We start from the raw sequence: 25,634 nt of genomic DNA on the forward strand, positions 1-25,634 counted from the left end.
GTGCTTTAAAAGAGCTGTCCGGTTTTTAAAAATGGAAAAATAGTCGACTTTGGAGAACCCTGAAAGTATGAGAGTGCTTACAAAATTAAAGGGCGAAAATTTCTGCCCACAAATACTTGACTCAAACAATGGGTGTGGCAAAGTTGAAGGTTAAGAAAATCATCGGTAAAATAGAGAAGGATATAAATAAAGAGGGGTGACAAAGTGGGAAATGCCCGTGTTTTAACAGAAGGGGCTATGTTTTTAGCGATTTTCTCGATTATGCTTGGGGTAGCGATTTATGTACCATTTACGGCAATTGTTCTTCAATTTGTTTTTCTTTTGCCGTTTTTACTATTTGCTGCTAAGCATCCAATAAAATATTCGCTGCTTTTTTTTATGCTTGCTTTCATTATTTCCTTCTTTTTGGGTTCAGTTATAGGCGTGACGATTACACTTTTATACGGAGTCACAGGATTGATAATGGGACATGGCATACAAAGAAACGAAGCGAAAGGGAATATTTATGTTGCTTCTAGTATAGGCTTTTTATTTAGCTTATTAGTATTATTTGTTGTAGCAAAGTTGTTTTTCCAATTTGATGTTATTAATGAGTATCAACAAATGTTTAAGAATACTGTGAATCAATATATGGATGCTTTAACGGCTTTGGGACAAACACCATCGATGGAATTAAGGGAACAGTTATTAGAGATGGGGAATTTAATTGGTTCAATGGCTCCCACTGTATTAGCTAGTGGCGCGTTTATCACGGTTCTCATTTTGATCGCCGTGAACTTTCCGATTGCCAAATGGTTAAAAGTGGAAGTGCCGAGATTTAAACCTTTCCGTAACGTAACTTTTCCGAAAGTGATTGTATGGATATACTTAGTGGTACTATTATGTTCTATGTTCATCACTGATGATACAAGTTCGTTCTTTCAAATGGTCATTTTGAATGCAGTCTTTCTACTGCAAATTCTATTAATGATTCAAGGATTTTCTTTTATTTTTTACTATGCTCATTTTAAAAAATGGGTGAAAATCATTCCTATTATGGCAGTTATTTTTATGATTTTGTTACCGTTTTTGCTTTCAATTGTAAGAGTGTTAGGTATAATTGATATAGGTTTTAATTTACGACAGCGCTTGAATCATAAAATGTAAGAACAAGTTAAAGGAGCTGAAGGGATGCCTTCTTATTTAAAGGAGCGCAAATTGCAATATCCATTATATGGGATCATGGCCGTGGCAGCTGTTTTGCTTATTTATATTGGCTTGACGAACATATGGGTTGCGCTAGTGGGTGCTTTTATACTCTTGGCCTTGTTTTTGCTTGCTGTCTATTTAGAAAATAAGATGGTGAAGGTAAGAGAGGAATATGTCAAAACCTTATCTTATCGAGTGAAAAAGGTTGGAGAGGAAGCCTTATTGGAAATGCCAATTGGGATCATGCTTATTAATGATGATTATTATATTGAATGGTCCAATTCTTATATGGCCTCCTGTTTTAATGAGAATTCCCTAATCGGTCGTTCCTTATATGAAGTAGGGGAGCAGCTTGTTCCCTTAATTAAGCAAGATATTGAGAGCGATATTGTGACAATTCGTCATCAGAAATTTCGCGTCGAGATTAAGCATGAGGAAAAACTACTTTATTTCTTCGATGTAACGGACCAAATGGCATTAGCCAGGCAGTATGCGGAAGATAAAGATGTCATCGGGGTCATTGTTATGGATAATTATGATGATGCGACACAGGGAATGGATGACCAGGCCCGAAGCGGTTTAAGCAACCTTATCACATCATTATTAAATGATTGGGCTCTAGAGCATGGAATCTTTTTAAAAAGAACATCATCTGATCGGTTTGTGATCTTATTAAATGAAAAGATTTTTCGAGATTTGGAAGCAGGTAAGTTTTCCATTTTAGACACAGTAAGGGAAACAACTGGCAAGGAAAATGTACCTCTTACTCTAAGTATCGGAATTGGTGTGGGAGATTATTCACTTCCTGAATTAGGGGAACTCGCTCAATCCAGTTTGGATTTGGCCTTAGGCAGAGGGGGAGACCAGGTCGCGGTCAAATTGCCAAATGGTAAGGTGAAGTTTTATGGTGGTAAGACCAACCCGATGGAAAAACGCACGCGCGTGCGAGCACGTGTCATCTCTCATGCTCTAAAGGAATTAATGGTTGAAAGTGATCAAGTTATTGTAATGGGGCATAAATTTCCTGATATGGATGCCATTGGGGCCTCTATAGGAATTCGTAAAGCCGCGGAATTAAATCAAATTGACGGATATATCGTCGTCGATTTCGACCATATTGATATTTCTGTGCAAAGACTCATTGAGAAAATGAAAGAGTATCCTGATCTTTATTCAATGCTTATCAGTCCAGATGAAGCCATGGAATTAATAACAGACCACACTCTATTGGTTGTTGTCGATACACATAAACCTTCTTTAGTGATTGAAGAGCGATTATTAGGAAAAACCGAAAGAATTGTGGTCATGGACCATCACCGCAGAAGTGAGGACTTTATTAAAAAGCCTTTATTGGTGTATATGGAGCCTTATGCTTCTTCCACAGCTGAACTTGTAACAGAGTTATTGGAATATCAACCAAAAGACAAGAAATTAAATTCATTAGAGGCAACAGCCCTATTATCCGGCATTATTGTCGATACAAAAAGCTTTACACTGCGAACAGGTTCACGGACTTTTGACGCAGCATCATACTTGCGAACCCAAGGAGCCGATACAGTGATGGTGCAAAGCTTTTTGAAGGAAGATCTTGATACGTATATTAAGCGTTCCAAGTTGATTGAGACAGCCGAATTATATAGAGAGGGAATTGCCATTGCCAGTGCGGAGGAAGATGAAATTTACAACCCTGTGACTATTGCACAAGCAGCGGACATTTTATTAACGATGGATCAGGTCACGGCCTCTTTCGTCATCTCGAAACGGTCTGAAAACCTTGTCGGGATTAGTGCAAGGTCCTTAGGAGAAATCAATGTGCAAATCATCATGGAGGCCTTAGGGGGCGGCGGACATTTATCCAATGCCGCTGTTCAATTAGAAGGATATGAGGTTGTAGAAGCCGAATTAAAACTAAAGCAAGTCATTGATGAATATATAGAGGGGAGTCAGGAAGAATGAAAGTTATTTTTCTAAAAGATGTAAAAGGAAAAGGGAAAAAAGGTGAGGTCAAAAACGTTGCAGATGGCTATGCGCATAATTTCTTGATTAAAAATGGATATGCGATTGAGGCAACTTCTGGAAATATGAAATCTCTTGAAAATCAAAAGAAAAAGGAACAAAAAGAGGCTCAACAAGAACTAGAAGAAGCGAAGCAGCTAAAGGAAAAAATGGAGCAGTTGACCGTGAAACTCACAGCAAAATCTGGTGAAGGTGGTCGTCTATTTGGATCGATCACAAGCAAACAGATTGCTGCTGAGTTGAAAAAAACGCATAATATCAAAGTAGATAAGCGAAAAATTCTTTTAGATGATGCCATCCGTTCTCTAGGTGTAACCAAGGTGCCTGTTAAGCTTCACCAAGATGTGACGGCAACATTAGATGTTCATGTTGCAGAAGAAAAATAAAATTAGGTGAAAGAAAAGCCGTCTCAAGACCGATTGAGGCGGTTTTTCATCTCTCTTAAGGCCGGAAATTAGCTCCAAAGCTAGTGACTAGCTAACTTTCGATGAAAATGTTTGAACCTGACTATGGATCAAATTGGCAAAAATAACATAATGGAAGAAGATTTCCCAAAAAGAATATGGGAAAGGAACAGATTCTTTTGTCGAAAAATAGTATAATGATAGATAGACTGTAAAATGATACATGGCAAGGGGAGAGGAATAAAAGTGAGTGAGCTGTTTTTAGATCGAACACCACCGCAAAATATTGAAGCTGAACAAGCTGTTCTGGGAGCTATTTTTCTAGAGCCTTCTTCCATGATGCTTGCAACGGAAATTCTGTTGCCGGAAGATTTTTATCGGAGCGGCCATCAGAAAATTTTTGACTGTATGATGAAGCTAACTGAAATGGGAAAGGCTGTGGATTTGGTCACTGTTTCAGAGGAATTAGCAGCTTCGAAAACGTTAGAAGATGTGGGGGGCGTTTCTTATTTAAGTGAATTGGCTGTCTCGGTCCCTACTGCCGCCAATATTGGCTATTATGCCCGAATCGTGGAAGAGAAGTCATTATTACGGCGTTTGATCCGTACAGCTACAAATATTGCTAAAGATGGCTATTCACGAGAAGATGAAATTGAAGCTCTATTAGATGAAGCGGAAAAACAAATTATGGAAGTGGCACAAAGAAAAAATGCTGGTGACTTCCAAGATATAAAAGATGTCCTAGTCCAAGCCTATGATAATATTGAACTTCTTCATAATCGAAAAGGAGATACAACCGGTATTCCTACTGGATTTGCGGAATTAGATCGCATGACGGCTGGTTTTCAACGAAATGATTTAATCATTGTAGCGGCTCGTCCATCTGTCGGGAAAACCGCCTTTGCTTTGAATATCGCCCAAAATGTTGGAACGAAAACAGAAGAAAATGTTGCGATATTCAGTCTTGAGATGGGAGCAGAACAGCTTGTCATGAGGATGCTTTGTGCAGAGGGAAATATTGATGCACAAAATCTTCGTACAGGTTCGCTTACAAATGAGGACTGGGGAAAGCTCACCATGGCGATGGGGAGTTTGTCCAATTCTGGGATTTATATTGATGATACACCAGGGATTAAAATTGGGGAGATTCGCTCCAAATGTCGTCGTTTAAAACAGGAGCATGGACTCGGGATGATCCTAATCGATTATCTTCAATTAATTCAAGGTAGTGGAAGTTCGAAGGAAAATCGTCAACAAGAGGTTTCCGAAATCTCCCGTTCATTAAAAGGCCTTGCTCGTGAATTAGAAGTTCCTGTTATAGCCTTATCACAGCTATCACGGGGAGTAGAACAGCGTCAAGATAAGCGGCCGATGATGTCGGATATAAGAGAATCGGGAAGTATTGAGCAGGATGCCGATATTGTGGCGTTCTTATATCGGGATGATTATTATGATCATGAATCAGAAAACAAAAACATCATTGAAATCATTATTGCCAAGCAACGGAATGGCCCAGTTGGCACGGTTCAATTAGCCTTCGTAAAAGAATATAATAAATTTGTTAACTTAGAAAGGCGTTTCGATGATTCAGCTGTACCATCTGGAGCTTAATAAGAAAGTGCAAGCGCTCGTTTTGGGTGAACGGCCAAGGCACAAATATAAGTGCCGGATATTATTAGCAATGAAAAAGGGCATCTTCCCCCATTCAAAAGGGAAAGATGCTTTTTTATAGCTTAGGAAATTATAAAATCCTAGCTTGTGGATAAGCTGCTTATGTCGCGGTTGACATCCAGCTCCAGCGCCTAGCGACTAGCAAATTTACGCCTTCTTCCTACGATAAGTCAACATCGGCTCCTTCGTCGCCGTGTTTCCTTTATCTCAGGCCAACAGGACGTTGGTCACAAAGGCGTTGCGACGTACAAGGATGTACTAGTGCAGACGAAGCGACAGGACGTCGCGATTGAGTCTGCCGCCAGGACGGCGCGTATTTAGCCTTTGAACCTTATGCTCCAAATTTGTACGTCGCTGAACAGGCGCTTGCGCTTTTGTTCTTTAAACATAAGAAAGAAATCTCTTTAGATAATTGAGATTTTCACATAAATATGCTATATTAAAGAATGTGTCAAAATACATCATTGTAGTTTATATGTACCCATATTATATTTTATTACAAATAATGTGGGATGTCAAGCATATTATTTCAATAAAGGAGTGGTGTTGGTGGAGAAGCGGAATGAGGAGTGGAAAAGGGAACAGTCGCGCATTGAAATGATTCAGCAGGTGATTAAAGCGAAGCTGGAAAAGCTCCAAGATCGTATGGGGGGATTAAAGGAAGGGATTATTGAGCTCAGACGTGATTTTTGGAAAGATGTGACGATTAATTTAGATCATCCTGATGATGTGATTGAGACCTTTACGAGTATTAAGCAGCAGGCTGAACTGCTAGCCGAACAAGAACGCAATCATGGGCAATCCTATAAAAAAGTCGAGCAATTACTTCGCTTGAATCAATCACCTTATTTCGGCAGGATTGATTTTCAAGAAGAAGGAGAACAAGCGGCAGAGCAGATTTATATTGGTATCGCCTCTTTAATGGATCAAAAAGACGAAGACTTCTTAATCTTTGATTGGCGAGCCCCGATTTCTAGTCTCTATTATGATCACTCACCAGGAGCGGCATCTTATCGCACGCCATCTGGCGAAATTGAGGGAAATATTGAGTTGAAGAGACAGTATATCATTAAAGGCGGTAAACTGAAGGGAATGTTTGATACAGGGGTAACGATTGGTGATCAATTGTTACAGGAAGTATTAGGGGGAACGGCTAATACCCAAATGAAAAGTATTGTTGCGACGATCCAGCGGGAACAGAATCATATTATCCGCAACGAGAAAAGCCGATATTTAGTTGTACAAGGTGTTGCAGGAAGTGGGAAAACTTCGGCAGCTTTGCAACGTGCTGCTTATTTACTATATCGTTATCGCCATACACTTACATCAGAAAATATTATGCTTTTTTCTCCCAATCCACTATTCAATAGTTATGTCGCAACCGTGTTACCTGAATTAGGAGAAGAAAATATGGTGCAAACGACATACCAGCAGTACCTTATTTCTCGCTTTGGCAAAGGTTTCTCTGTAGAAGATTCCTATTCGCAAATCGAATATACATTAACAGCTAAGGATGAACCAGGATATGATCAGCGTATAAAAGGGATACGATTTAAAACAAGTGTCGCTTACAAAAAGTCGATTGATGAATATGTAGAAAAGCTGTCCACTCAGGGGCTCATGTTTAAATCCTTTCATTTTCGTGGGGAATTGCTCTTTTCCAGCGAAGAAATCCATGATTTATTTTATGCTTTTGACAAAGAGATTTCGATTCCCAATCGTTTAAAGCTTACAGCGGAGAAGCTACTAAAAGACCTTTCTGCTTTCGCTAAAAAAGAGCGGGAAAAGGATTGGGTTTTAGAAGAAGCGGAGCTTTTAGATAAAGAGGATTATTTAGAGGCCTTTCGCCAAACACAAAAGGAAGAAGAAGCTTTTGATGATATGGAACAGGAAGAGCGATTCTTAAAGAAGAAGATTGTCAGTCAACATTTAAAATCCATTCGTCGCCAGTTGAAAGGATTAAAATTATTAAATATTGAAGCACTCTATCGTCAGTTTCTTACATCAGACACATTGGCAGAGGCTGAAGATTGGTCATTGATCCGCGCGTATACGATCAATCAAATAGACCAGCGGGTTATCCCTTATGAAGATGCGACACCTTATCTATATTTACAAGACCAATTAGAAGGGAGAAAGGCGAACACATTTATTCGTCATTTATTTATTGATGAGGCACAAGATTATTCACCCTTCCAATTTGAATTTTTACGACAACAATTTCCCAATAGCAAAATGACGATCTTGGGTGATATGAACCAGGCCATTTATGCTCATTCCATGCACGCGCCTACTTTATTGAATGCCGAACTTGAGGGGGAAGAGAAGATTGTCCTTACGAAAAGTTATCGTTCTACGCGGCAGATTGTAGAGTTCACGCGAGAGATGATCGCGGGTGGAGAACTTATTGAACCTTTCAATCGAAATGGTGAGGAGCCAACGGTCACAAAGGTAGAAAGCCTAGAATCCTTACATAAAGGGATTGTGGACCGTGTGGGAGAGCTGCAGAAGAAAGGGCATGAGACCATTGCGATTATTTGCAAAACCGCCGCGGAAAGTCAGACGGCTTATGAGCAGTTAAAAGCTCAAATTCCTTTACGATTAATGAAGAAGGAAACGAATGCCTATGAAAAGGGAACGATTATTTTACCAGCCTACCTAGCAAAGGGAATCGAATTTGATGCGGTTATTCTTTATAATGCCTCTCAGCAACAATATGGTAGGGAAATGGAAAGAAATTTATTTTATACAGCTTGTACAAGAGCCATGCATGAGCTGCATCTCTATTCATTAGGTACTTGTTCGCCCTTTATCCCGAAAGATTGTCAAGGATAACTGTAATAATCTTAGAATTGCTGAAATTTTGTCGGAAGCTGTTGCTAAACGGAAGAGGTCATGATAATATAAAATACATTCATTACATTTTTCCTCAAGGAGTATTGCGATGACGTAGCCTCTCGCAATGCTTTTTTTATGTCCTTTTTTACCCCTTCTCATGTAAAACTAATTCATTGTAAACAAAATGTAATATAGATGTTACTTTATGTGATAAAATGTCATAACTTTGTATAAATAAGATTAAGAGTGAAAATGGTGTTATGGCAACCACCACGGTGACTTTAGAATCTAGTGGTTTACGTGAAATGACATGATTTATACAGTTATATTACATTGTCTAGTTTTCCCTTTATTCCCAAAACTTATATGGTAAAGTAAAGTCCGAAAAGGAAAACGAAATTATTGACCTACTTATATAAAGAAAGTTCTAACAAAAAAGCGCGGTCATTAAGGATTAAACAGAGGATAAACGGCTAAAGGCGCGCCGTCCTGGCGGCAAGGTCAAATCGCGACGTCCTGTCGCTGCCCTTGCACTAGTATTTCCTGTACGTCGCAACGCCTTTGTGACCAACGTCCTGTTGGCCTAACGATCTTAGGAGGAAAAAGGGGAAAAATGAATCTTCAGGATAGAAGCCGCATCAAAGTCGGAACATATCTTATAGCGATCATATCTGTGTTTGCACTTTTCATGAATGTAACGCTACCTGCACAGGCTGAAACAAGCTTGGATACGATTTATCATGTGTATATGGATGAGGAGTATCTTGGCAATGTATCAAGCAAAGCTGTCGTAGAATCTGAAATTGATAAATTGATTGAAGAGGAAAAACAGAAATATAAAGAATATCAATTCGGATTAACGAATGACATTACGTACATAGAAGAAGATGTATTCCGTTCAGAACCAGAGGATGATGCTACTCGCAAAAAAATCGCTGCGAAAGCGAAAATCCAGGCAATTGCAACAGCCATTGTCGTCAACAATGAAGCGATCGTTTATTTAAAAAACGAGGAGGAAGCGAACCAGGTACTGGAACATTTACAACAAAAATATGTGACAGAAGATGAGTGGCAAGATTATCAAGAACGACAAGAACGGAAGGATTTAGCCACTGAGTTGAAAGCAGATGAGTCAGCGATCACCAACATCAAGATCAAAGAGGATATAAGCTTCCAAGAGAAAGCTGTTGATCCAAAAGACATATTGGTAGAAAAGGATGCTGTGGAATTTCTGCAAAAGGGTACATTAGAGGAAAAGCAACATGAGGTTCAAGTAGGGGAAGCTCTGGAGTCAATTGCGGAAAAGTATGACCTATCCGCAAAAGATTTAATGGAGCTAAATGAAGGCATTACAGCGGATACGGTTTTACAAATTGGTCAAAAGCTACAAACTCTTGAGACAAAGCCATTGCTTCATGTTTTGGTAGAAAAGGAATTATATCAAGAAGAATCGGTTCCATTTGAGAAAGAAGTCATTGAAAATGATGAGATGCCAAAAGGTGAAACAAAGACAAAACAAGAAGGCCAAAATGGAAAAAGTGGTTTTTTATATAATATTGTAGAAGAAAATGGAAGCCAAACGAAGAAAGAAACGAAAAAGGAAACACGGATTAAAGAACCAGTGAAAGAAATGATTGAAAAAGGAACGAAAGTCATTCCCGCTCGCGGATCAGGCACATTTGCTTGGCCTACCAATGGAGGCTATATCTCTAGTGAAATGGGCCAACGTTGGGGTTCTCTGCACAAAGGAATTGATATCGCGCGTCCTGACAATCGCACCATTAAAGCAGCAGATAACGGTGTTGTCGAATCAGCAGGCTGGGACGATGGCGGATACGGAAATAAAGTAGTCATCGATCACCAAAATGGTTTCCGTACCGTTTATGCCCATATGGATTCGATTAGCGTTTCAGCTGGAGAAAAGGTAGAAAAAGGTTCCCCATTAGGAATTATGGGTTCGACTGGATTTGCAACCGGCGTTCATCTTCATTTCGAAGTTTATAAAAATGGAAGCCTGCAAAATCCATTAAGTTATCTATAAAATAGTTTGGTAAAGAGTGGAACTTTTACCAAAAGTATAAAGGGACAGATCCTAACGAGTGACGAACTCCTTTGGACCTGTCTCTTTTCATATGGTAAAATAAATGGGATATCCGGAACTTAAACAAAAGGAATGAATGACTTTTCTAAGAATATAGTTAGTGCTGGACCAACTTTGACTTATCCAATGTTCCTATATGGTTGTGAGAGAGGACATTTTCTTAATTAAATAAATTTTTACCCCAGAAACAGCTGATTTTCTTCTGGGTCTGTATGCCATTACTTAAATAACGAAAGGGAGATGAGGTATGGATAAAAAGATATTAGTTGTAGATGATGAGAAGCCCATTGCCGATATTTTACAGTTTAACCTCAAGAAGGAAGGATTTACTGTTCAGTGTGCTTATGACGGAGAAGAGGCTTTGCAACTTGTCGAAGAAATGAAGCCGGATATGATTCTATTAGATATTATGCTTCCGAATCGGGATGGAATGGAAGTTTGTCGTGAAGTGCGCAAGAAATATGATATGCCGATCATCATGTTAACAGCGAAAGACTCGGAAATTGATAAGGTATTAGGCCTTGAATTAGGGGCAGATGATTATGTGACGAAACCCTTCAGTACAAGGGAGTTAATTGCTCGGGTGAAAGCAAACTTACGTCGTCATACACAGGTGCAGAGTACAGAGGAAGAAGGAAGTAACGAAATTACGGTTGGGGCTTTAACCATTCATCCAGACGCTTATGTCGTGACGAAGAATGGAGAAACCATTGAGTTAACCCATCGCGAATTTGAGTTAATCCATTATTTGGCAAAACATATTGGCCAAGTCATGACGAGAGAACATCTACTCCAAACCGTTTGGGGCTATGATTACTTTGGAGATGTTCGGACGGTGGATGTAACAGTAAGAAGGTTACGTGAAAAGGTAGAGGATAATCCAAGCCATCCCATGTGGATCGTGACAAGAAGAGGAGTCGGTTATTATTTGCGAACTCCTGAGCAGGAGTAGGATTCATGCGCAAGGTTAGTTTTTTTCGTTCCATTCACATTAAATTTGTCCTGATCTATGTGCTCTTAATCCTTATTGCCATGCAAATCATTGGTGTGTATTTTGTAGGGAAATTGGAAGATCGATTAGTGGAGAACTTTCAAAATGGGATAAAAGGGCGTATCCCTTTGTTAGAATACAATATTAAAGAAGAGATGAATAAAGACCGTACAGGGGAAGATGTTCCTCCACTTGAAGATGAAATTAGAAATATCCTCTTCGACTTTACCGCAACCGATATAGCGGAAGTTCAAGTTATCAATAATCGCAGTGTGATTATCGGTTCATCTGATCCTGATAATCAAGGGATTGTTGGGCAAAAAATACAGAATATGATGGTCAAAAGAACGATTTCCTCTGGGGAAGATCTAGATAAAATTCAGTTTGACAAGAAATCGGAGGGGCGAATTTGGGTTGTGACCTCTCCAATCACAACCAATGGAGAAGTGGTCGGGGCCATCCTTTTGGTTGCGAAAATTGAGACCGTTTTTGAACAGCTAAATGAAATTAATAATATTTTTATTACAGGTACATTAATTGCCATGTTCATTACCGCACTACTAGGGATTTTATTAGCGCGCATGATTACAAGGCCGATTGCCGATATGAAAAAGCAGGCGACAGCCATGGCAAAGGGGAACTTTTCCCGCAAAGTTCGTGTATATGGCAATGATGAGATCGGTCTATTGGCTCAATCCTTTAACCATTTAACGAAAGGATTACAAGAGGCGCAAGCGACAACAGAAGGAGAGCGAAGAAAATTATCCTCCGTTCTTTCTTTTATGACAGATGGGGTTATTGCGACAGATCGTAAGGGAAGAGTAATTTTAATCAATGAGCGGGCAGCGGAAATGCTGGATGTTTCACGTGAAACAGTTCTTTCCCAACCGATTACAGAGTTATTGGAACTAGAAGAGGATTATAGTTTTGATGATTTACTCGCTGAGCAAGAATCGATTGTATTAGATTATAGTACAAAAGAAAGCCAGTTTATTTTACGGGCGAACATGTCTGTCATCCAAAGAGAGACAGGATTTGTCAATGGTCTCATTGTTGTTTTGCATGATGTGACAGAGCAAGAAAAATTAGATCGTGAGCGCAGAGAGTTTGTATCCAATGTTTCCCATGAATTACGGACTCCTTTAACGACGATGAGAAGTTATTTAGAAGCTTTATCAGATGGGGCGATAAAGGATGATGAATTAGGACCACGCTTTTTAGATGTGACACGTAATGAGACAGAGCGGATGATTCGTCTGGTGAATGATCTCTTAGATTTATCGAGAATGGATAGCAGGAATTTTACCATTAATCCCGGTTGGGTCAACTTTATCTCCTTTCTTAACCAAATCATTGATCGCTTTGAAATGACGAAGGAAAAATATGTTTACTTTAAACGTCTGCTACCGAAAGAATCTGTATATGTAGAGATTGATGAAGATAAACTCACACAAGTGATTGATAATATCATTTCGAATGCTTTGAAGTATTCTCCTGAAGGGGGAACCATCACTTTTCGGGTAAAATTGCTTGATGACCATATTGAGGTAAGTATTAGTGACCAAGGGATTGGCATCCCTAAGGATAATCTCAATAAAGTGTTTGAACGATTTTATCGGGTCGATCGTGCTCGGACAAGGCAGCTCGGTGGTACAGGGCTTGGTCTTGCCATTGCCAAGGAAATTATCGGTGTTCATGGCGGGGATATATGGGCGAAGAGTCAAGAAGGAAAAGGGACGACCATTATCTTTACATTGCCATATGACCCTGTACAAGAGGATGATTGGTTGTGAAATATGAAACGTTAAAATCAATAGTGCTGTTTCTACTAGTCGGCTTAAGTATCATACTGACGTGGAGCTTATGGACGTATCAACCTAAGTATGAATTTTTGGACCCGAGTAATGTTCATAGTATCATGATTGCAGATCCAAAAGATACGACCGCGTTGATTAAGCCAAATCGTATTCTCTATCATGTGGACGATGTCCATTATGGCTCGCAAAATAAAGGGATCATTCAATCAACTATAAAGGAAATTAGCTCATGGAACTTTTATGATATTGGGAATGGACAGACCCGAAAGCCTAAGCAAATTCAAGAATTGCTGAATGCCAATGATCGGATTGTGATTGACTATCCAAGTAAAGTGCCTTTCGAAGTGTACAAAGGGGTTATTCAAGTGGAAGATCCTTCACCCAATGCTTCCTTTGACCATATTGTCATCCTATCTCCTGAGGTATCGAAAGATGGTTCATCTGTCTATTTTATTTCGATAGAAGATAACCGGGTATATGAAAGTCATATTAACCCTGATCGCTTAGAGCGTATGTTTGCTGAAATGGAGCAGAATTTAGAGCAATTTATAGAATATCAGGAGATCGAATTGCCCGACCTGCGGCTGCTCTACGTTCCGAAAAATAAAGTTGAAATGACAAGATGTAAGTATTATTCCGAACCGATTAATCCTAGTAAATTTAAAAATGCGCTTTTCCGGGACCCGAGTAAAGTGCGTCGTGACGATATTGCGAATGGAGAGCAATATACAGATGATAGAAGTATGATGAATGTGGACTTCCTAACGGGCGTGTTAAAATTTGTCAATCCACGGCCAGATTCCGGTGTTCATGTGGAGAAAAGTCAAGCAGAGATCCTGAAGCAAGGTATTGATTTTGTGAATGAACATGGTGGCTGGACAGATGATTATCGTTATGCTGAAATGTCTGTATATGAAAAGAAACTTACCTTCCGTTTATTTGTGGATAATTATCCTGTGTTTAACGAAAATGGGATGACTGTGGTGACACAAAATTGGGGCGAAGAGGAAGTATCTGAATACAAGCGACCTTACTTTACATTAACGATTTCCCTGCCTTCCCAGACAAAAGTAGAACTTCCTGCTGGTGAAACAGTTCTTGAGTATTTGCTTTCAGATAAGGGATTTAATCCAAAGCTTTTACAGGATCTAGTGCTTGGCTATCGACTTTCCCTAGATACAACAGATGATAATTTAGTGGTATTGGAGCCGACTTGGTACTATTTATATGGGGGCGCTTGGTTGCCTTTTGACATGGAAGAAGTGGGGAGGGATCCAGATGGATTGGGGCAGAATTAAAACCATCTTTATCATCGCTTTTCTCATCCTAGATATATTCTTACTCACACAATTACAGGTCAAAAGAGAGCAGTATGAAGTGACCGCAGATACCACCTTAGAGGAGAGGTTGAAAGCGGATGGAATCGAATATGGAGACTTACCAAACGAAACGGTAAAGGATCATTATTTAAGTGCGGACACGATGACTTTTACGAAAGAAATGTTCAAAGGTTTAAAAGATCAACATATTCAATTGGAAGATGGGACCATCATTCACAGTCAGTTAAAAAAGTCGTTCCCAATTGAGGACTTTGATAAATTTTTAGATTTAGACAAGTTTGTGGAAGAGAATGTTTTAAATGGAGAGCAATACGCATTTTGGGAATATGATAAAGAGGACAATTCGATTACGTATTACCAGCAAGTGGAAAGCAAATTTATCTTTATGAATCAGAGTGCACATATCATTTTTCATTTAAATGAGGATGGAGAAGTTACGTCTTATGATCAGACTATGTTAGATCCGATCAAATCGATCAGTGATGAAGAAGAAGAAGTGCTCCTGCCGATTCGTGCAGTAGAAGCTCTTTATCATCGAGGGGCCATATCCGACAGTGAAATCATTGATGTGAAACTTGGCTATTATACACTTGTCAATATGGAAGCAACGCAAGTATTAACACCGACTTGGCATGTTCTTGTAGAAAAAGATGGGGAACGGATGGACATGCTTGTGAATGCTTATGAAGGAACCGTGATACAAGGGAAGCCGGACAAGGAGAAAACGTTATTGGAGTGAAGGGAATGTCAATGCAGTTTAGTGTACTCGCAAGTGGGAGCACCGGAAATGCCACTTATATAGAAACGGAAGACCATTCCATTCTTGTAGATGCAGGATTAAGTGGAAAACAAATGGATAAATTATTTCAGCAAATTGGACGAGATCCCGCTAATTTGGATGCCATTCTCGTCACACACGAGCATTCCGACCATATAAAAGGGGTCGGAATTATGGCTCGTAAATATAACTTACCGATTTATGCGAATGAAAAGACATGGAAAGCAATGGAGCGCCAGTTAGGGACGATTGCGACCGATCAAAAGTTTATCTTTGAAATGGAAACAGTGAAAAGCTTCGGTTCGTTACAGATTGAATCCTTCGGTGTATCCCATGATGCGGTAGACCCGATGTTTTATAGCTTTCATTTAGGGGATAAAAAGCTCGTATTAATTACGGATACAGGTTATGTCAGTGATCGGATGAAAGGCACAATTGCGAACGCAGATATGTACATATTCGAAAGCAATCATGATGTGCAAATGTTAAGAATGGGAAGATATCCATGGAATATAAAACGCAGAATTTTAAGTGATGTCGGCCATGTATCAAATGAAGATGCGGCGTTGGCGATGTGTGATTGCATCGGGGAGCGGACGAAGGGAATTTATTTAGCCCATCTAAGCTTGGATAATAATATGAAGGATTTAGCTCGTATGAGTGTCCAACAAACATTAGAAGAACAAGGTATGCCGGTTGGCAGCCAATTTAAATTATTGGATACCGACCCTAGCACCCCAACGAAATTAACGGCGGTCTAGTTTATAGGAAGAATAAAAGTATCTCGAAAGTCGACAAATGGCTGCGGGATACTTTTTTTATGGAAAAAATGTACCATTCCAGTAAACAACCGGAGGCCTGCAGGACGTAAGCATCACTCATAAAAACCCACCTAAAATCAAGATACTAAGTCTTAGTAATCTCGGACTTCTAAGGTTTCATCCATGTATTTTCCGATAAGCTTTTGGTTTTTGTTGAAAACAATATGGGAACATATATATATACATTGTGGGAGACGATTCCTTTTTGAAAGTTTGCATTTTAGATTATAATATAAGGAAGAAAAGCCAAACTAAATAGAAGAGTTTATGGAAAGGAATGTTGTCTGTGGGGTATTACGATGATCACAGCCCGAACCAATATCGAAAAAGGGGAAAAGGCTCAAGCTTTTTGATGGGCCTGATTGGCGGAATCATTGGTGCACTACTAGTTGTGTTGATTTATCCTAATGTCACCAATTTAAATGGGCAAACAAGTGTCGAAACGACACAAAAAAATCAAGGCAATGCTCCTTCGAAGAATGTTTCCCTTGATGTGACATCAGACGTCACGGCTGCAGTCGAAAAAACCGCCAATTCCGTTGTGGGGATTACGAACATCCAAACTTCTAGTTTTTGGTCTACGACTGAGAGCCAGGAAGCGGGAGTGGGCTCTGGCGTCATGTATAAAAAGGCGGAAGATGTTGTCTATATCGTGACGAACCATCATGTTGTGGAAGGGGCCTCGCAATTAGAAGTTACTTTAGCTGATGGGACAAAGCTTCCGGCGGAATTACGCGGAACGGATGTCTGGACAGATCTTGCGGTTGTGCAAGTGGATGCGAAAGATATTTCCGATAAGATGATCTCTGAATTTGGTGATTCAGATGCTCTGAAGATTGGTGAACCTGTTATCGCAATTGGAAACCCACTCGGATTGCAATTTTCCGGATCGGTTACCCAAGGAATCATTTCTGGTGTGAATCGAACAGTCCCAGTTGATATTAATAAGGACGGCATTCCGGATTGGCAAGCAGAGGTTATTCAAACAGATGCCGCGATTAACCCAGGAAATAGTGGGGGAGCTTTAGTGAATATTGGCGGCCAAGTGATCGGCATTAACTCGATGAAGATTGCCGAAAGTGCCGTAGAAGGGATTGGTTTCTCCATCCCGATTAACTATGTGATCCCAATAATTGAGGATTTGGAGAAATTTGGAGAGGTCAAACGTCCTTCAATGGGAGTTACATTACGAAACGTCAATGAAGTGGCGGCCTATCATCAACAGCAAACACTAAAATTGCCTAAAGACGTCCAAGAAGGCGTAATGATTGAATCCGTTGTGCCGAATTCTCCAGCAGAAAGTGCAGGCCTAAAAGAATTGGATGTTATCGTGGAACTTGATGGAGAAAAGGTAGATGACATTCTTCAATTACGAAAACACCTTTATACTGAGAAAAGTGTCGGCGACTCGATGAAAGTGAAATATTACAGAGGCGGAAAACTGAACGAAGTGACGCTAAAATTAACAGATGAGTCAAGAATGTAAATGTGGATAAGTGGAGAACAGGAAGGCAAGGATCGCTTTCCTGTTTTTTCATGATAAAAAAGATATGGTATACTCACTTGTGGATAACCTAGTCATATGATTTTGTCGAAAAAAGTGTTTAAAATACAAAAAACAAAGAATGGATTAAGGGAATTCCAGTCAAAAGATAATGAATTTTAATTCGTGCTAAAACCAAGGAGGGCGGGCTTTTATGAAGGTTTATTGCTGTGAAGAGCATGTAGAATTAGCTTTAGATGTAATTGTCGATGAATGTGAAACAGCACCGATTATGGAGAAGCTGCAAACAGGGAGAGATTTATCAACAACCTGTGAATATTGTCGAAACGAGGCAGCATATCTTGTAGGGAACTAATATTCTAATCACGAAATGTGGATAGTATCTGTGAATATGTGGATAACTATTGTGTATAACTTGTTCGTAACCTGTGTGTAAAAGGTAAAAAGTTATCCTGTGGGTAACTCTATTCAGGTTGTGGATAGATGGGGATTGCCGACAAAGGAAAAATGACTGTGATCATTCTTTTGAGCGGGCTCCATTGTGAGTAGGGGATTTTTGCTTGAGGCAACTTACTTGCCTATCACTCACTAACATAGAGCCAGATAAAAAGGTTTCTATAGACCCACTCGTAGTTCATTCAGTATGATGGATACAAGCGCTTGGTGAGGAGGGACGAAGATGGATGAGCAAAAGTACAAAAATCTTAAATTAGGAGAACGAGGAGCCATCATTAGCATTATGGCTTATATTTGTCTTTCCATCTTAAAATTGATTTTTGGCTATATGAGTGACTCCACTGCTTTAAAAGCAGATGGTCTAAACAATACAACCGATATTATTGCCTCTATTGCCGTCCTTATTGGACTCAAGTTATCGCGAAGACCACCTGATCAAGATCATCGATATGGCCATTGGAAAAGTGAATCCATATCCTCGATGATCGCTTCTTTTATCATGTTAGCCGTTGGTATACAAGTATTGCGGGATGCCATCACTTCCATGTTTCAGGAGGAAAAAGTCGCTCCAGATATGCTGGCAGGGTATGTAGGTGTTTTTTCAGCACTAGCCATGTATTTTATTTATCGTTACAATAAAAAATTAGCGAATAAAATTAATAGTAAAGCGGTTATGGCAGCAGCAAAAGATAATCTTTCCGATGCGTGGGTAAGTATAGGAATTTCGATTGGCATCTTCGGTTCTCAATTCAATATGGCGTGGCTTGATACAGTAACAGCCATCATTGTGGGACTATTAATTTGTAAAACAGCTTGGGATATTTTTAAAGGGGCGTCTCATGAGCTTTCAGATGGATTCGATGAAGATAAAATTCAACATTATCACGACGTCATCGCCAAGGTCGATGGAGTGAAGGGAATCCAGGAAATCAAAGGGAGAAATTATGGGAATAATGAAGTCATCGATGTGATAATTCTGGTTAATGAGAATTTAAATATTCATGACGCCCACGATATAGCGAGCCGTGTAGAAAATGTTATGATCGAAAAGTACGGGGTTTACGATGTCCATGTTCATATGGAGCCGAATTAAAGAATTGGTGCCACCATCTGAAAACATTCAGAGGATGGCACACAATAACTAGGGCAGAAGCTTGTCATTCTGCAGGCATTTGCCGCGGCTCTTTATTCTTCCTTCAATCGATCTCTTTCTTCGCGTGCTTTATTGCGCACTTGGTCTCTTATCTCCAATCCTTTAGATCTTAGCTGATCCCGGTAAGCAACGGCTGTTTTAAAGGCATAACTTCTGAGCGTCCTTTCTCTTTTACCAGCATGAATCGCAAGGATTTTTTGCTTAGACTCCTCTTCACTTAATGTTTCATTCCAATAGGCCACCAGCTCGTCTAGATGCTCTTCTTCTATCTTGGTTAAGTCGGTCGCCCTTTTTTCGATCTCTAATAGTTCATCGACTCTTTCATGTTGCGATTGAACATATTGACTATTATTTTTATTAGACCATTCCTGCCATTCCTCTCGTAAAGCTTGCTTTTCTTGCTCAAAAAACTTTTGAAAATCCTGTTGCGAACGAACCGTGGCGTATTCGCCTTTCCCCGCTTTTGCGACTTTTTTCAAGGCTTTCTGTCCCGCATCATCAACATCAAAGCCAATGATATTTACGATCGCTTGAATATCGGACTGATTGAGCCTTTCTGCTGCTTTCACCGGGTCGCCATCACAGGTTTCCACACCATCACTGACAACATAAATAATATTCTCTACATTCTCACCAGTTTCATCTTTCAGATCATCCATCGCTGCTTCAATAGAGGCTGCAAGAGGAGTCCAACCAGCGGGGTCAAATTGATCCAATGCTTTCGAGAACTTCTTTTGTTCAAAAGCCCCAAGCGGATAAATAACCTCTGAGCTACTACATGATAACTCCTTATCCGCATCACTGCCGGTTCCTTTATGCCCATAAACCCGTAAAGAAACGTTCACCTCTTCTGGCAGCTCTTTAACAAAGTCATTCACGGCTTCTTTTGCCAAGGCCATTCTACTTTTGCCGCCGATCTCGGCGCGCATACTACCACTGGCATCAAATAAAATTTGCACATTGAGTTGTTTACTGGCGGTTTCTGGTGGGGTGCCTAACTCGCCATCTGGATGTGCAGACGGATCTTCGTAATCAGTGTCCACATCTTGCATCGCTTCATAAAAGAAGCGATAATCCTCTGCTACAAGAGCAACAAGTCGGTAATAATAGTCTTCCGGTGTTTCTCCCTGAGGAAATTGATCGATCTCTTTTTTGATCGCTTCCAGATCATAATTGTCGCCACTATAGGGGCCTGGCTCCAATTGCACCATCTCTTCTGGGTCCTCGGTAAAATATTTGCGAAACTCCTCGTCAGGTTGCTCGGTTTCCCCAGGTTCTTCGGCTGTCGAAACAACCTCTTTACCTGGTTGTGTATTTTCTACTCCTTCCGTTTGCTTCTCTTTTTCCTTATTAGCGGCTTCCTTTTCATTCCCATTATTGGAACATCCCCCAAGGATCAGCAGGGCAGTGAATAGGAAACAACCAAAAATTTTCAACTTGCGCATATAGTACCCCTTTCCTTGTTTCAATCCATCTATTTATTAGAAAAATCGCTTATTTTCTAACCAAGTATAACTGAAAATTTAGCCTGATGGCTTAAATGAAGGGAAAAAACAACCAAACACCTAAGTGAAAAGAACAGGATGGGCCATGTCAGCTAGAAAGGAAGTAGGAAACAAGTCACGTTTTTGCTACACTAGAAGGAAAGAGAATGCGATGAAGCAAGGGCTCGCATTGAATTGAAAAGCAAAGGAACGAACGAAATGAAAATCACCATCATCTCTGTTGGAAAACTGAAAGAAAAATACTTGAAGCAAGGTATTCAAGAGTACTTAAAACGCTTAAATGCCTACGCCAAAGTCGACATCATCGAAGTCGCCGATGAAAAAGCACCCGAAAACCTAAGTGAAGCAGACATGGAATTGGTCAAACGCAAAGAAGGAGAGCGCATCCTCGCCCATATATCCCAAGACACCTACGTCATCACCCTAGAAATCAACGGCGCCATGCTCACCTCCGAACAACTCGCCCAAAAAATGGACGAACTCGCCACCTACGGCAAAAGTAAAATTGCCTTTATCATCGGCGGTTCCTTGGGGCTGAGCAAGGAAGTTCAGGAGCGTAGCAACTACGCACTCTCATTTTCCAAAATGACCTTTCCGCATCAGTTGATGAGATTGGTGTTGTTGGAGCAGGTGTATCGGGGGTTCAGGATTAATAGGGGGGAACCTTATCATAAATAGGTAATGATTTGGGGTAAAATATAAACCCTTTGCGATTAAAGGGGTAGGTTTATTATATCGTATACTATATCTTTTAATAAATGAAGGAATCGAATCACTCGATTCTTCATGAGGTAAATGTGCAATGAAGGAAAAGTGGATTTTTTTCAAAGTCTTTTTCTTAGCTTCTATTTTTTCAATTGATGCTACAAGTAGTTGTCTAAATTCTAGTGGTTCCAAATATGTCGATAGATCAAGAAACTCTTGAAGTTGTTGGCGTATGAATTCAGGTGTAACTGACTTGATGGATGTATCTTTTTTTAATTGGTGTTCTGTCAGGGCGAAAATCCTATTTTTTAACTCGTTTATTTCAGTACGGATTTCATTCATTCGTTCTACAGCCTCATCTTCAGTGTAAATACCAGTACCCATTTCCACTGAGTTCTGAATTCGTTTCTTTGCTGCTTCAAGATTCTTAATTTGAGTTTGGAGTATTTTTATCTCCTTTGATTGTTCAGTATACTTAGGGTGTTGTTCAATGAGATTGTTCATTTGCTGAGTAATCTTTTCAATGATTGAATCAGTTTGTAATGCCTGAGTTAGTCTTTCAAAAACTGCCTTTTCTAGCCAATCGGCATCAATGAGGTTAGGATTACAAACTGATCTTCCTTTGTTATGATACTGCCCACAAGCATAGTATCTTTTTTTAGTTCCATCCTTGCGTTTTGCTCCATACATACTGGTCATGTAGGAGCCACATTCTGGACACTTAGCAATGCTTGTTAATGGAAATGTTCCTGAGTATTGTCTAGGAGTGCCTGTCCGACGTTTTTCAATTAGGTCTGCAGCTTTGTCCCATGTTTTTTCATCAATTATTGGTTCATGGATTCCTTTAGCAATTATATAATCAGGGTTTTTCCCTTTTCTTCGATTTGTTTCCCAGTTAATTACTTGATTGAATCTTACGTATCCTTTATAGACAGGGTTGTCAAGAATCGTTGAAACAGAAACTACAGCAAAGGTCTTTCCTTTTTTTGTCCGTTTCCCAATAGAATTGAGGTAATTGGCAATCTTCTTTGTCCCCCAACTCTCATTTACGTACTTATCAAAGATCAGCTTTACTGTCTCAGCTTCCTCTGGTATTACAACCAATTCCTTCTCAACAGTTTTGTAACCTAATACTTGACCACCGTTCCATTTTCCTTCTCTGGCTCTTTGGCTCATTCCAAATTGTACATTTTCAGCGAGTTCCTCCCTTTGATACTGTGCCACGGAAGCTAAAATGTTAAATTGTAAATTCCCGTGGGGTGTACCATACTCTCCTTCCTTAATACTTATAAATCTTACTTTTTCTTTGTGAATTTCCTCAACGAGTTTTAGAGAATCTGAAAGTGAACGACTTAGTCTGCTCACCTTATATGTGATAATTGCATCTAAATTCTTTGTTGCAACATCTTTCATCATCCTTTTTAAATCAGTTCGTCCCTTTGTACTCTTTGCACTAATTCCTTCATCAACATAATACTCAATAGTGATATTTTCACCAAATAATCTGTAAGCAAATTGAGTACCTTCTTCTTTTTGAGCATCTAAGGAGAAACCATGTTCTACTTGTTTTCCTGTAGAAACTCTCATATATATTCCAATGATCATTTTTGTGTTACCCATTTTTTGGCACCTTCCTATTCTATTTGTTTAAAAGCAATTCCATCTTGAAGTTGCATGATGTCTTTTCTGTACTACACCACCTTTTATAACGATTATATACTCCGGTAATCTCTTTGTCTTTTTTCAGACTTATGCTCCCTTTTTCTGAAATTGATGATTAGATTTACGTTTGATTGCTTCAAATAAGTAGAAAGCAATAGTGTCAATACTCTCAGAAATGGCTTCGTTTGATACTTGCGATTTTAGATTGTTGGATTCTTCTTTTTTTTCATTCGAGGAATTATTTATTGTGGAACTTTCCATAGGGGATACCTCCAATTTATATGGTTTACTTTGCTGAGATATGGGAGAAATCTGTTCGCTAGAATTTAAGTGATGTTTGAATTGTAAGGAATACGATGAAAGATGATGATAAGGTCTTTGCAAGAAAGATAGTTTGTAGATATAGCTGGAGTTGTAGCTGTAGCGAATGTGGGTGGTGAAGTTGTTTTTTTATGACTACATGAATAGCATATCATGACAAATTGTTCTTGAGTTGACAATTTGTCATGACTTTATCAGTTTAGTTTTTATGTTTGGGCTAGGACGAGGTAAGACATTAGGATGTTTTATGATGGTTTTCTTAGAGCTATTATACTTGTATCAACAAGCCAATTTAATGTCAGGAATACGACTTTAACCCTATTTCTTTTGCAGAAAGGGTTGGTAAGAAGAAATAAATATAATCGGAATGGGAACAAAAAAGTAATAGAGAACCCTTGATACAACAGGTTTCCTTGCTTCCCAAGATTGCTCTAAGGAGGATAAGAAATGATTCACACTTTTAAATTATACATTCCGCTTCATTATCAAGAAGTACAAGATTTGCAGAAGAGATTTGAAATCAAGTATACGGATGTAAACAAGTATTTTGAAGGAAAGTTTCCAAGCGTTACAATGAGTATTTCCAACTCTGGTAATGGTCAATGGAAACTATATATGGTTGTTGATGCAATAAAACTCATAGGAAAGCCGAACATTACAGAAGCGGACTATGAATCAATTGAGAAGGAATTGAAGTATATCCTTTGGAATGTATTTGGGTATACAAGCCATTACAAGGAACATATTCTTCTTAGAATTGACTTCAGGTATGATGTACCAATCAAGGACAAAAACATTCGAATGTTGCTGATGGACCTTTACAAGAAGCAAACAAAGTCCTATGGATTTCAAAGGAAATACTTGGGTAAATTAGCGAATGGAGTTTTCGTACCGTATGAAACAACGGTCTATCATTCATCTAACTCTATTGAGAGCATGGTGTATTTGAAATCGGAGGAGCGGGAAGCAAAGGGTGAAAAAATTGAAGACTACGAAAGAGATGTCATCCGTTATGAAATTCATGTCATGGAGGACCATCTCTATTATATGGAGAAAAAAAAGGAAAAGAATCAACGACCAAGAAAACTGGTTGCATATCTAAAAGAAGATGTTTACAAGGACTATTTTAGAAAGTATATGTCCCAGATTTATCACCCCGGTGACTTCTACAAAATTGACGCAGCTCGAAAAAAGTTAAAATCCTCTGCTTTGCCCACTAAAGACAAATTAAAACTAATTGAATTCCTCAAACAAGTGAGTTCCAACAGTATTGATACACCACTTAAAAAAATGTCAACGGGGACTTTTAAAAGTCGACTAGCGTTACTCCGTGAAGTAGGTATTAATCCAGTTTTAATACCGAAAAACTATCAGTCAAATTCCCCTGTCCCATCCACACTGAAAAACCCGCTGAATGATTTCCCATGGTAAAACTAAGTGGTAGCTTTTCGAATATTCCTTTTGCTTTATATTCTTGTTTTCTATCATTTATATAGGAAGACGTTATAGGATAGGCTATTACTCTCCGTCCATTTATGGTGGAAAATGAGAAAATTAATACCTTATAGTCAAAAAAACACTACTTTTGACTATAAGTAATGGTATAAAAGTGTAGAAAATAAGCCATACTGATAATTTGTAAAATAAAAAAAGGGAGTTAAGAAGAATAGGAGTTCCGACTTGTGTCTATACTGGTTGATAGTTATTAAGAAGGAGAGATCAATATGATGAGTTCACATGAAATCAATAAAGTGTTTGTAGAATTGGTGGAGCAATACCGCATAAAGAAGGGGATCAGTCAAAACAAGTTAGCAACCGAAGCGGGAGTAACGGCTGGACTTCTATCACGTATCAAAAATGGAACCAGAAAGGCACCTACTTTGGATAAGGTTTGGAACATAGCGAAGGTCTTAGATATGCCATTAAGTCAACTTGTTGCTAATTTAGAATCTCGAGCAAAGGAGTTAGAGAATGAGTAAAGGTAGAAAAGAGGAAGCTATTTTAACACTTTATTTGAAAAAGTACCCAAGGGTTATTGAGGAACTAATTGGAATTTCTGTTGACCAGATTAAAATTGAGGAAAGGGTAGGTGGAAAAAGAATTGATTTTTATGGAATTAATCGTGAAAGGAGAATTGAGATATTCCTTGAAAATCAAGTGGGGCCCTCTGATAAATGCAACCATCAATTAGAAAAGGTAACACCATTAATCAACAATTTTTCTGAAGGGTATCTTCTGTATTTGGCAAGTAAAAAATGTATGAAATGGCATTTAAAAATGCATGCCACTTGTCGCCTCCAATTATTGCTGTATTAATGATTCTTTATAACGAAAACTCTCACCGTTAAATAGTAGTAAATGTG

Annotated in this window: 21 protein-coding genes; 18 read left to right on the forward strand and 3 right to left on the reverse strand. The window is 39.2% G+C overall.

Annotation, left to right across the window (positions count from 1 at the left end; translation table 11 throughout):
* Window positions 1-204 precede the first annotated feature (204 nt).
* The 14 genes from KI363_RS19355 (at window position 205) to KI363_RS19420 (ending at window position 19,018) form a co-directional block, all read left to right on the forward strand.
* On the forward strand, window positions 205-1,146 hold the full coding sequence (locus tag KI363_RS19355; RefSeq protein ID WP_158324316.1) for a YybS family protein: 942 nt from the start codon (window positions 205-207) through the stop codon (window positions 1,144-1,146).
* Window positions 1,147-1,170: 24 nt separating this feature from the next.
* Window positions 1,171-3,144 carry a DHH family phosphoesterase gene (locus tag KI363_RS19360; protein WP_212967336.1) on the forward strand — a complete coding sequence of 658 codons (1,974 nt, stop codon included), beginning with the start codon at window positions 1,171-1,173 and terminating at the stop codon, window positions 3,142-3,144.
* Window positions 3,141-3,590 carry a 50S ribosomal protein L9 gene (gene rplI, locus KI363_RS19365; RefSeq protein ID WP_158324314.1) on the forward strand — a complete coding sequence of 150 codons (450 nt, stop codon included), beginning with the start codon at window positions 3,141-3,143 and terminating at the stop codon, window positions 3,588-3,590. Before KI363_RS19360 ends, rplI begins: the two co-directional genes overlap by 4 nt.
* A 264-nt stretch (window positions 3,591-3,854) precedes the next feature.
* A complete protein-coding gene (dnaB, locus tag KI363_RS19370) occupies window positions 3,855-5,219 on the forward strand; it encodes a replicative DNA helicase (RefSeq protein WP_158324313.1) in 1,365 nt (454 codons plus the stop codon).
* 609 nt (window positions 5,220-5,828) lie between these two features.
* Window positions 5,829-8,114: an RNA polymerase recycling motor HelD gene (gene helD, locus KI363_RS19375; protein ID WP_212967337.1), complete on the forward strand. Its 2,286-nt coding sequence runs from the start codon at window positions 5,829-5,831 to the stop codon at window positions 8,112-8,114.
* A 616-nt stretch (window positions 8,115-8,730) separates the two neighbouring features.
* Window positions 8,731-10,158 (forward strand): M23 family metallopeptidase, encoded by a 1,428-nt coding sequence (locus KI363_RS19380; protein ID WP_212967338.1) that lies wholly within the window; start codon window positions 8,731-8,733, stop codon window positions 10,156-10,158.
* A 307-nt stretch (window positions 10,159-10,465) separates the two neighbouring features.
* Window positions 10,466-11,170 carry a response regulator YycF gene (gene yycF, locus KI363_RS19385; protein ID WP_158324192.1) on the forward strand — a complete coding sequence of 235 codons (705 nt, stop codon included), beginning with the start codon at window positions 10,466-10,468 and terminating at the stop codon, window positions 11,168-11,170.
* Window positions 11,171-11,175: 5 nt separating this feature from the next.
* Window positions 11,176-13,002 carry a cell wall metabolism sensor histidine kinase WalK gene (gene walK, locus KI363_RS19390; protein ID WP_212967339.1) on the forward strand — a complete coding sequence of 609 codons (1,827 nt, stop codon included), beginning with the start codon at window positions 11,176-11,178 and terminating at the stop codon, window positions 13,000-13,002.
* Complete coding sequence (locus KI363_RS19395) at window positions 12,999-14,324, forward strand: YycH family regulatory protein (RefSeq protein ID WP_191967597.1); 1,326 nt, start codon at window positions 12,999-13,001, stop codon at window positions 14,322-14,324. Before walK ends, KI363_RS19395 begins: the two co-directional genes overlap by 4 nt.
* A complete protein-coding gene (locus KI363_RS19400; RefSeq protein ID WP_212967340.1) occupies window positions 14,305-15,105 on the forward strand; it encodes a two-component system regulatory protein YycI in 801 nt (266 codons plus the stop codon). Before KI363_RS19395 ends, KI363_RS19400 begins: the two co-directional genes overlap by 20 nt.
* A 5-nt stretch (window positions 15,106-15,110) precedes the next feature.
* Window positions 15,111-15,905: an MBL fold metallo-hydrolase gene (locus tag KI363_RS19405; protein ID WP_212967341.1), complete on the forward strand. Its 795-nt coding sequence runs from the start codon at window positions 15,111-15,113 to the stop codon at window positions 15,903-15,905.
* 346 nt (window positions 15,906-16,251) lie between these two features.
* The gene (locus KI363_RS19410) at window positions 16,252-17,451 is read left to right on the forward strand and encodes a S1C family serine protease (protein WP_281414145.1); all 1,200 of its coding nucleotides are present in this window, start codon (window positions 16,252-16,254) and stop codon (window positions 17,449-17,451) included.
* A gap of 211 nt (window positions 17,452-17,662) precedes the next feature.
* Window positions 17,663-17,824 carry a CxxH/CxxC protein gene (locus tag KI363_RS19415; RefSeq protein WP_158324198.1) on the forward strand — a complete coding sequence of 54 codons (162 nt, stop codon included), beginning with the start codon at window positions 17,663-17,665 and terminating at the stop codon, window positions 17,822-17,824.
* Window positions 17,825-18,148: 324 nt separating this feature from the next.
* Complete coding sequence (locus KI363_RS19420) at window positions 18,149-19,018, forward strand: cation diffusion facilitator family transporter (RefSeq protein WP_212967343.1); 870 nt, start codon at window positions 18,149-18,151, stop codon at window positions 19,016-19,018.
* Between the two features lie 92 nt (window positions 19,019-19,110).
* Here the strand turns inward: KI363_RS19420 and KI363_RS19425 are convergent, their stop codons facing one another.
* A complete protein-coding gene (locus KI363_RS19425) occupies window positions 19,111-20,523 on the reverse strand; it encodes a vWA domain-containing protein (protein ID WP_212967344.1) in 1,413 nt (470 codons plus the stop codon).
* Window positions 20,524-20,781: 258 nt separating this feature from the next.
* On the opposite strand from KI363_RS19425, the gene rlmH reads away from it, so the two are divergent.
* Entirely contained in the window at window positions 20,782-21,261 is a 480-nt protein-coding gene (gene rlmH / locus KI363_RS19430) for a 23S rRNA (pseudouridine(1915)-N(3))-methyltransferase RlmH (RefSeq protein ID WP_212967345.1), read from the forward strand.
* On the opposite strand, the gene KI363_RS19435 is transcribed toward rlmH, so the two are convergent.
* Together KI363_RS19435 and KI363_RS19440 are read right to left on the reverse strand one after the other, a co-directional pair.
* Complete coding sequence (locus KI363_RS19435) at window positions 21,157-22,893, reverse strand: recombinase family protein (RefSeq protein ID WP_212967346.1); 1,737 nt, start codon at window positions 22,891-22,893, stop codon at window positions 21,157-21,159. The genes rlmH and KI363_RS19435 overlap by 105 nt on opposite strands.
* A gap of 144 nt (window positions 22,894-23,037) precedes the next feature.
* Window positions 23,038-23,211, reverse strand: a complete 174-nt coding sequence (locus KI363_RS19440) for a hypothetical protein (RefSeq protein WP_212967347.1) — start codon at window positions 23,209-23,211, stop codon at window positions 23,038-23,040.
* 507 nt (window positions 23,212-23,718) lie between these two features.
* Here KI363_RS19440 and KI363_RS19445 point away from each other — a divergent pair.
* The 3 genes from KI363_RS19445 (at window position 23,719) to KI363_RS19455 (ending at window position 25,587) form a co-directional block, all read left to right on the forward strand.
* On the forward strand, window positions 23,719-24,702 hold the full coding sequence (locus tag KI363_RS19445) for a hypothetical protein (RefSeq protein WP_212967348.1): 984 nt from the start codon (window positions 23,719-23,721) through the stop codon (window positions 24,700-24,702).
* A gap of 293 nt (window positions 24,703-24,995) precedes the next feature.
* Entirely contained in the window at window positions 24,996-25,250 is a 255-nt protein-coding gene (locus tag KI363_RS19450; RefSeq protein WP_212967349.1) for a helix-turn-helix domain-containing protein, read from the forward strand.
* Window positions 25,243-25,587, forward strand: coding sequence for a hypothetical protein (locus KI363_RS19455; protein ID WP_246516960.1), 345 nt, complete (start codon window positions 25,243-25,245; stop codon window positions 25,585-25,587). Before KI363_RS19450 ends, KI363_RS19455 begins: the two co-directional genes overlap by 8 nt.
* The last annotated feature ends 47 nt before the right edge of the window (window positions 25,588-25,634 follow it).

This window comes from Lederbergia ruris (assembly GCF_018332955.1).
GTDB classification, from domain to species: domain Bacteria; phylum Bacillota; class Bacilli; order Bacillales; family Bacillaceae_C; genus Lederbergia; species Lederbergia ruris.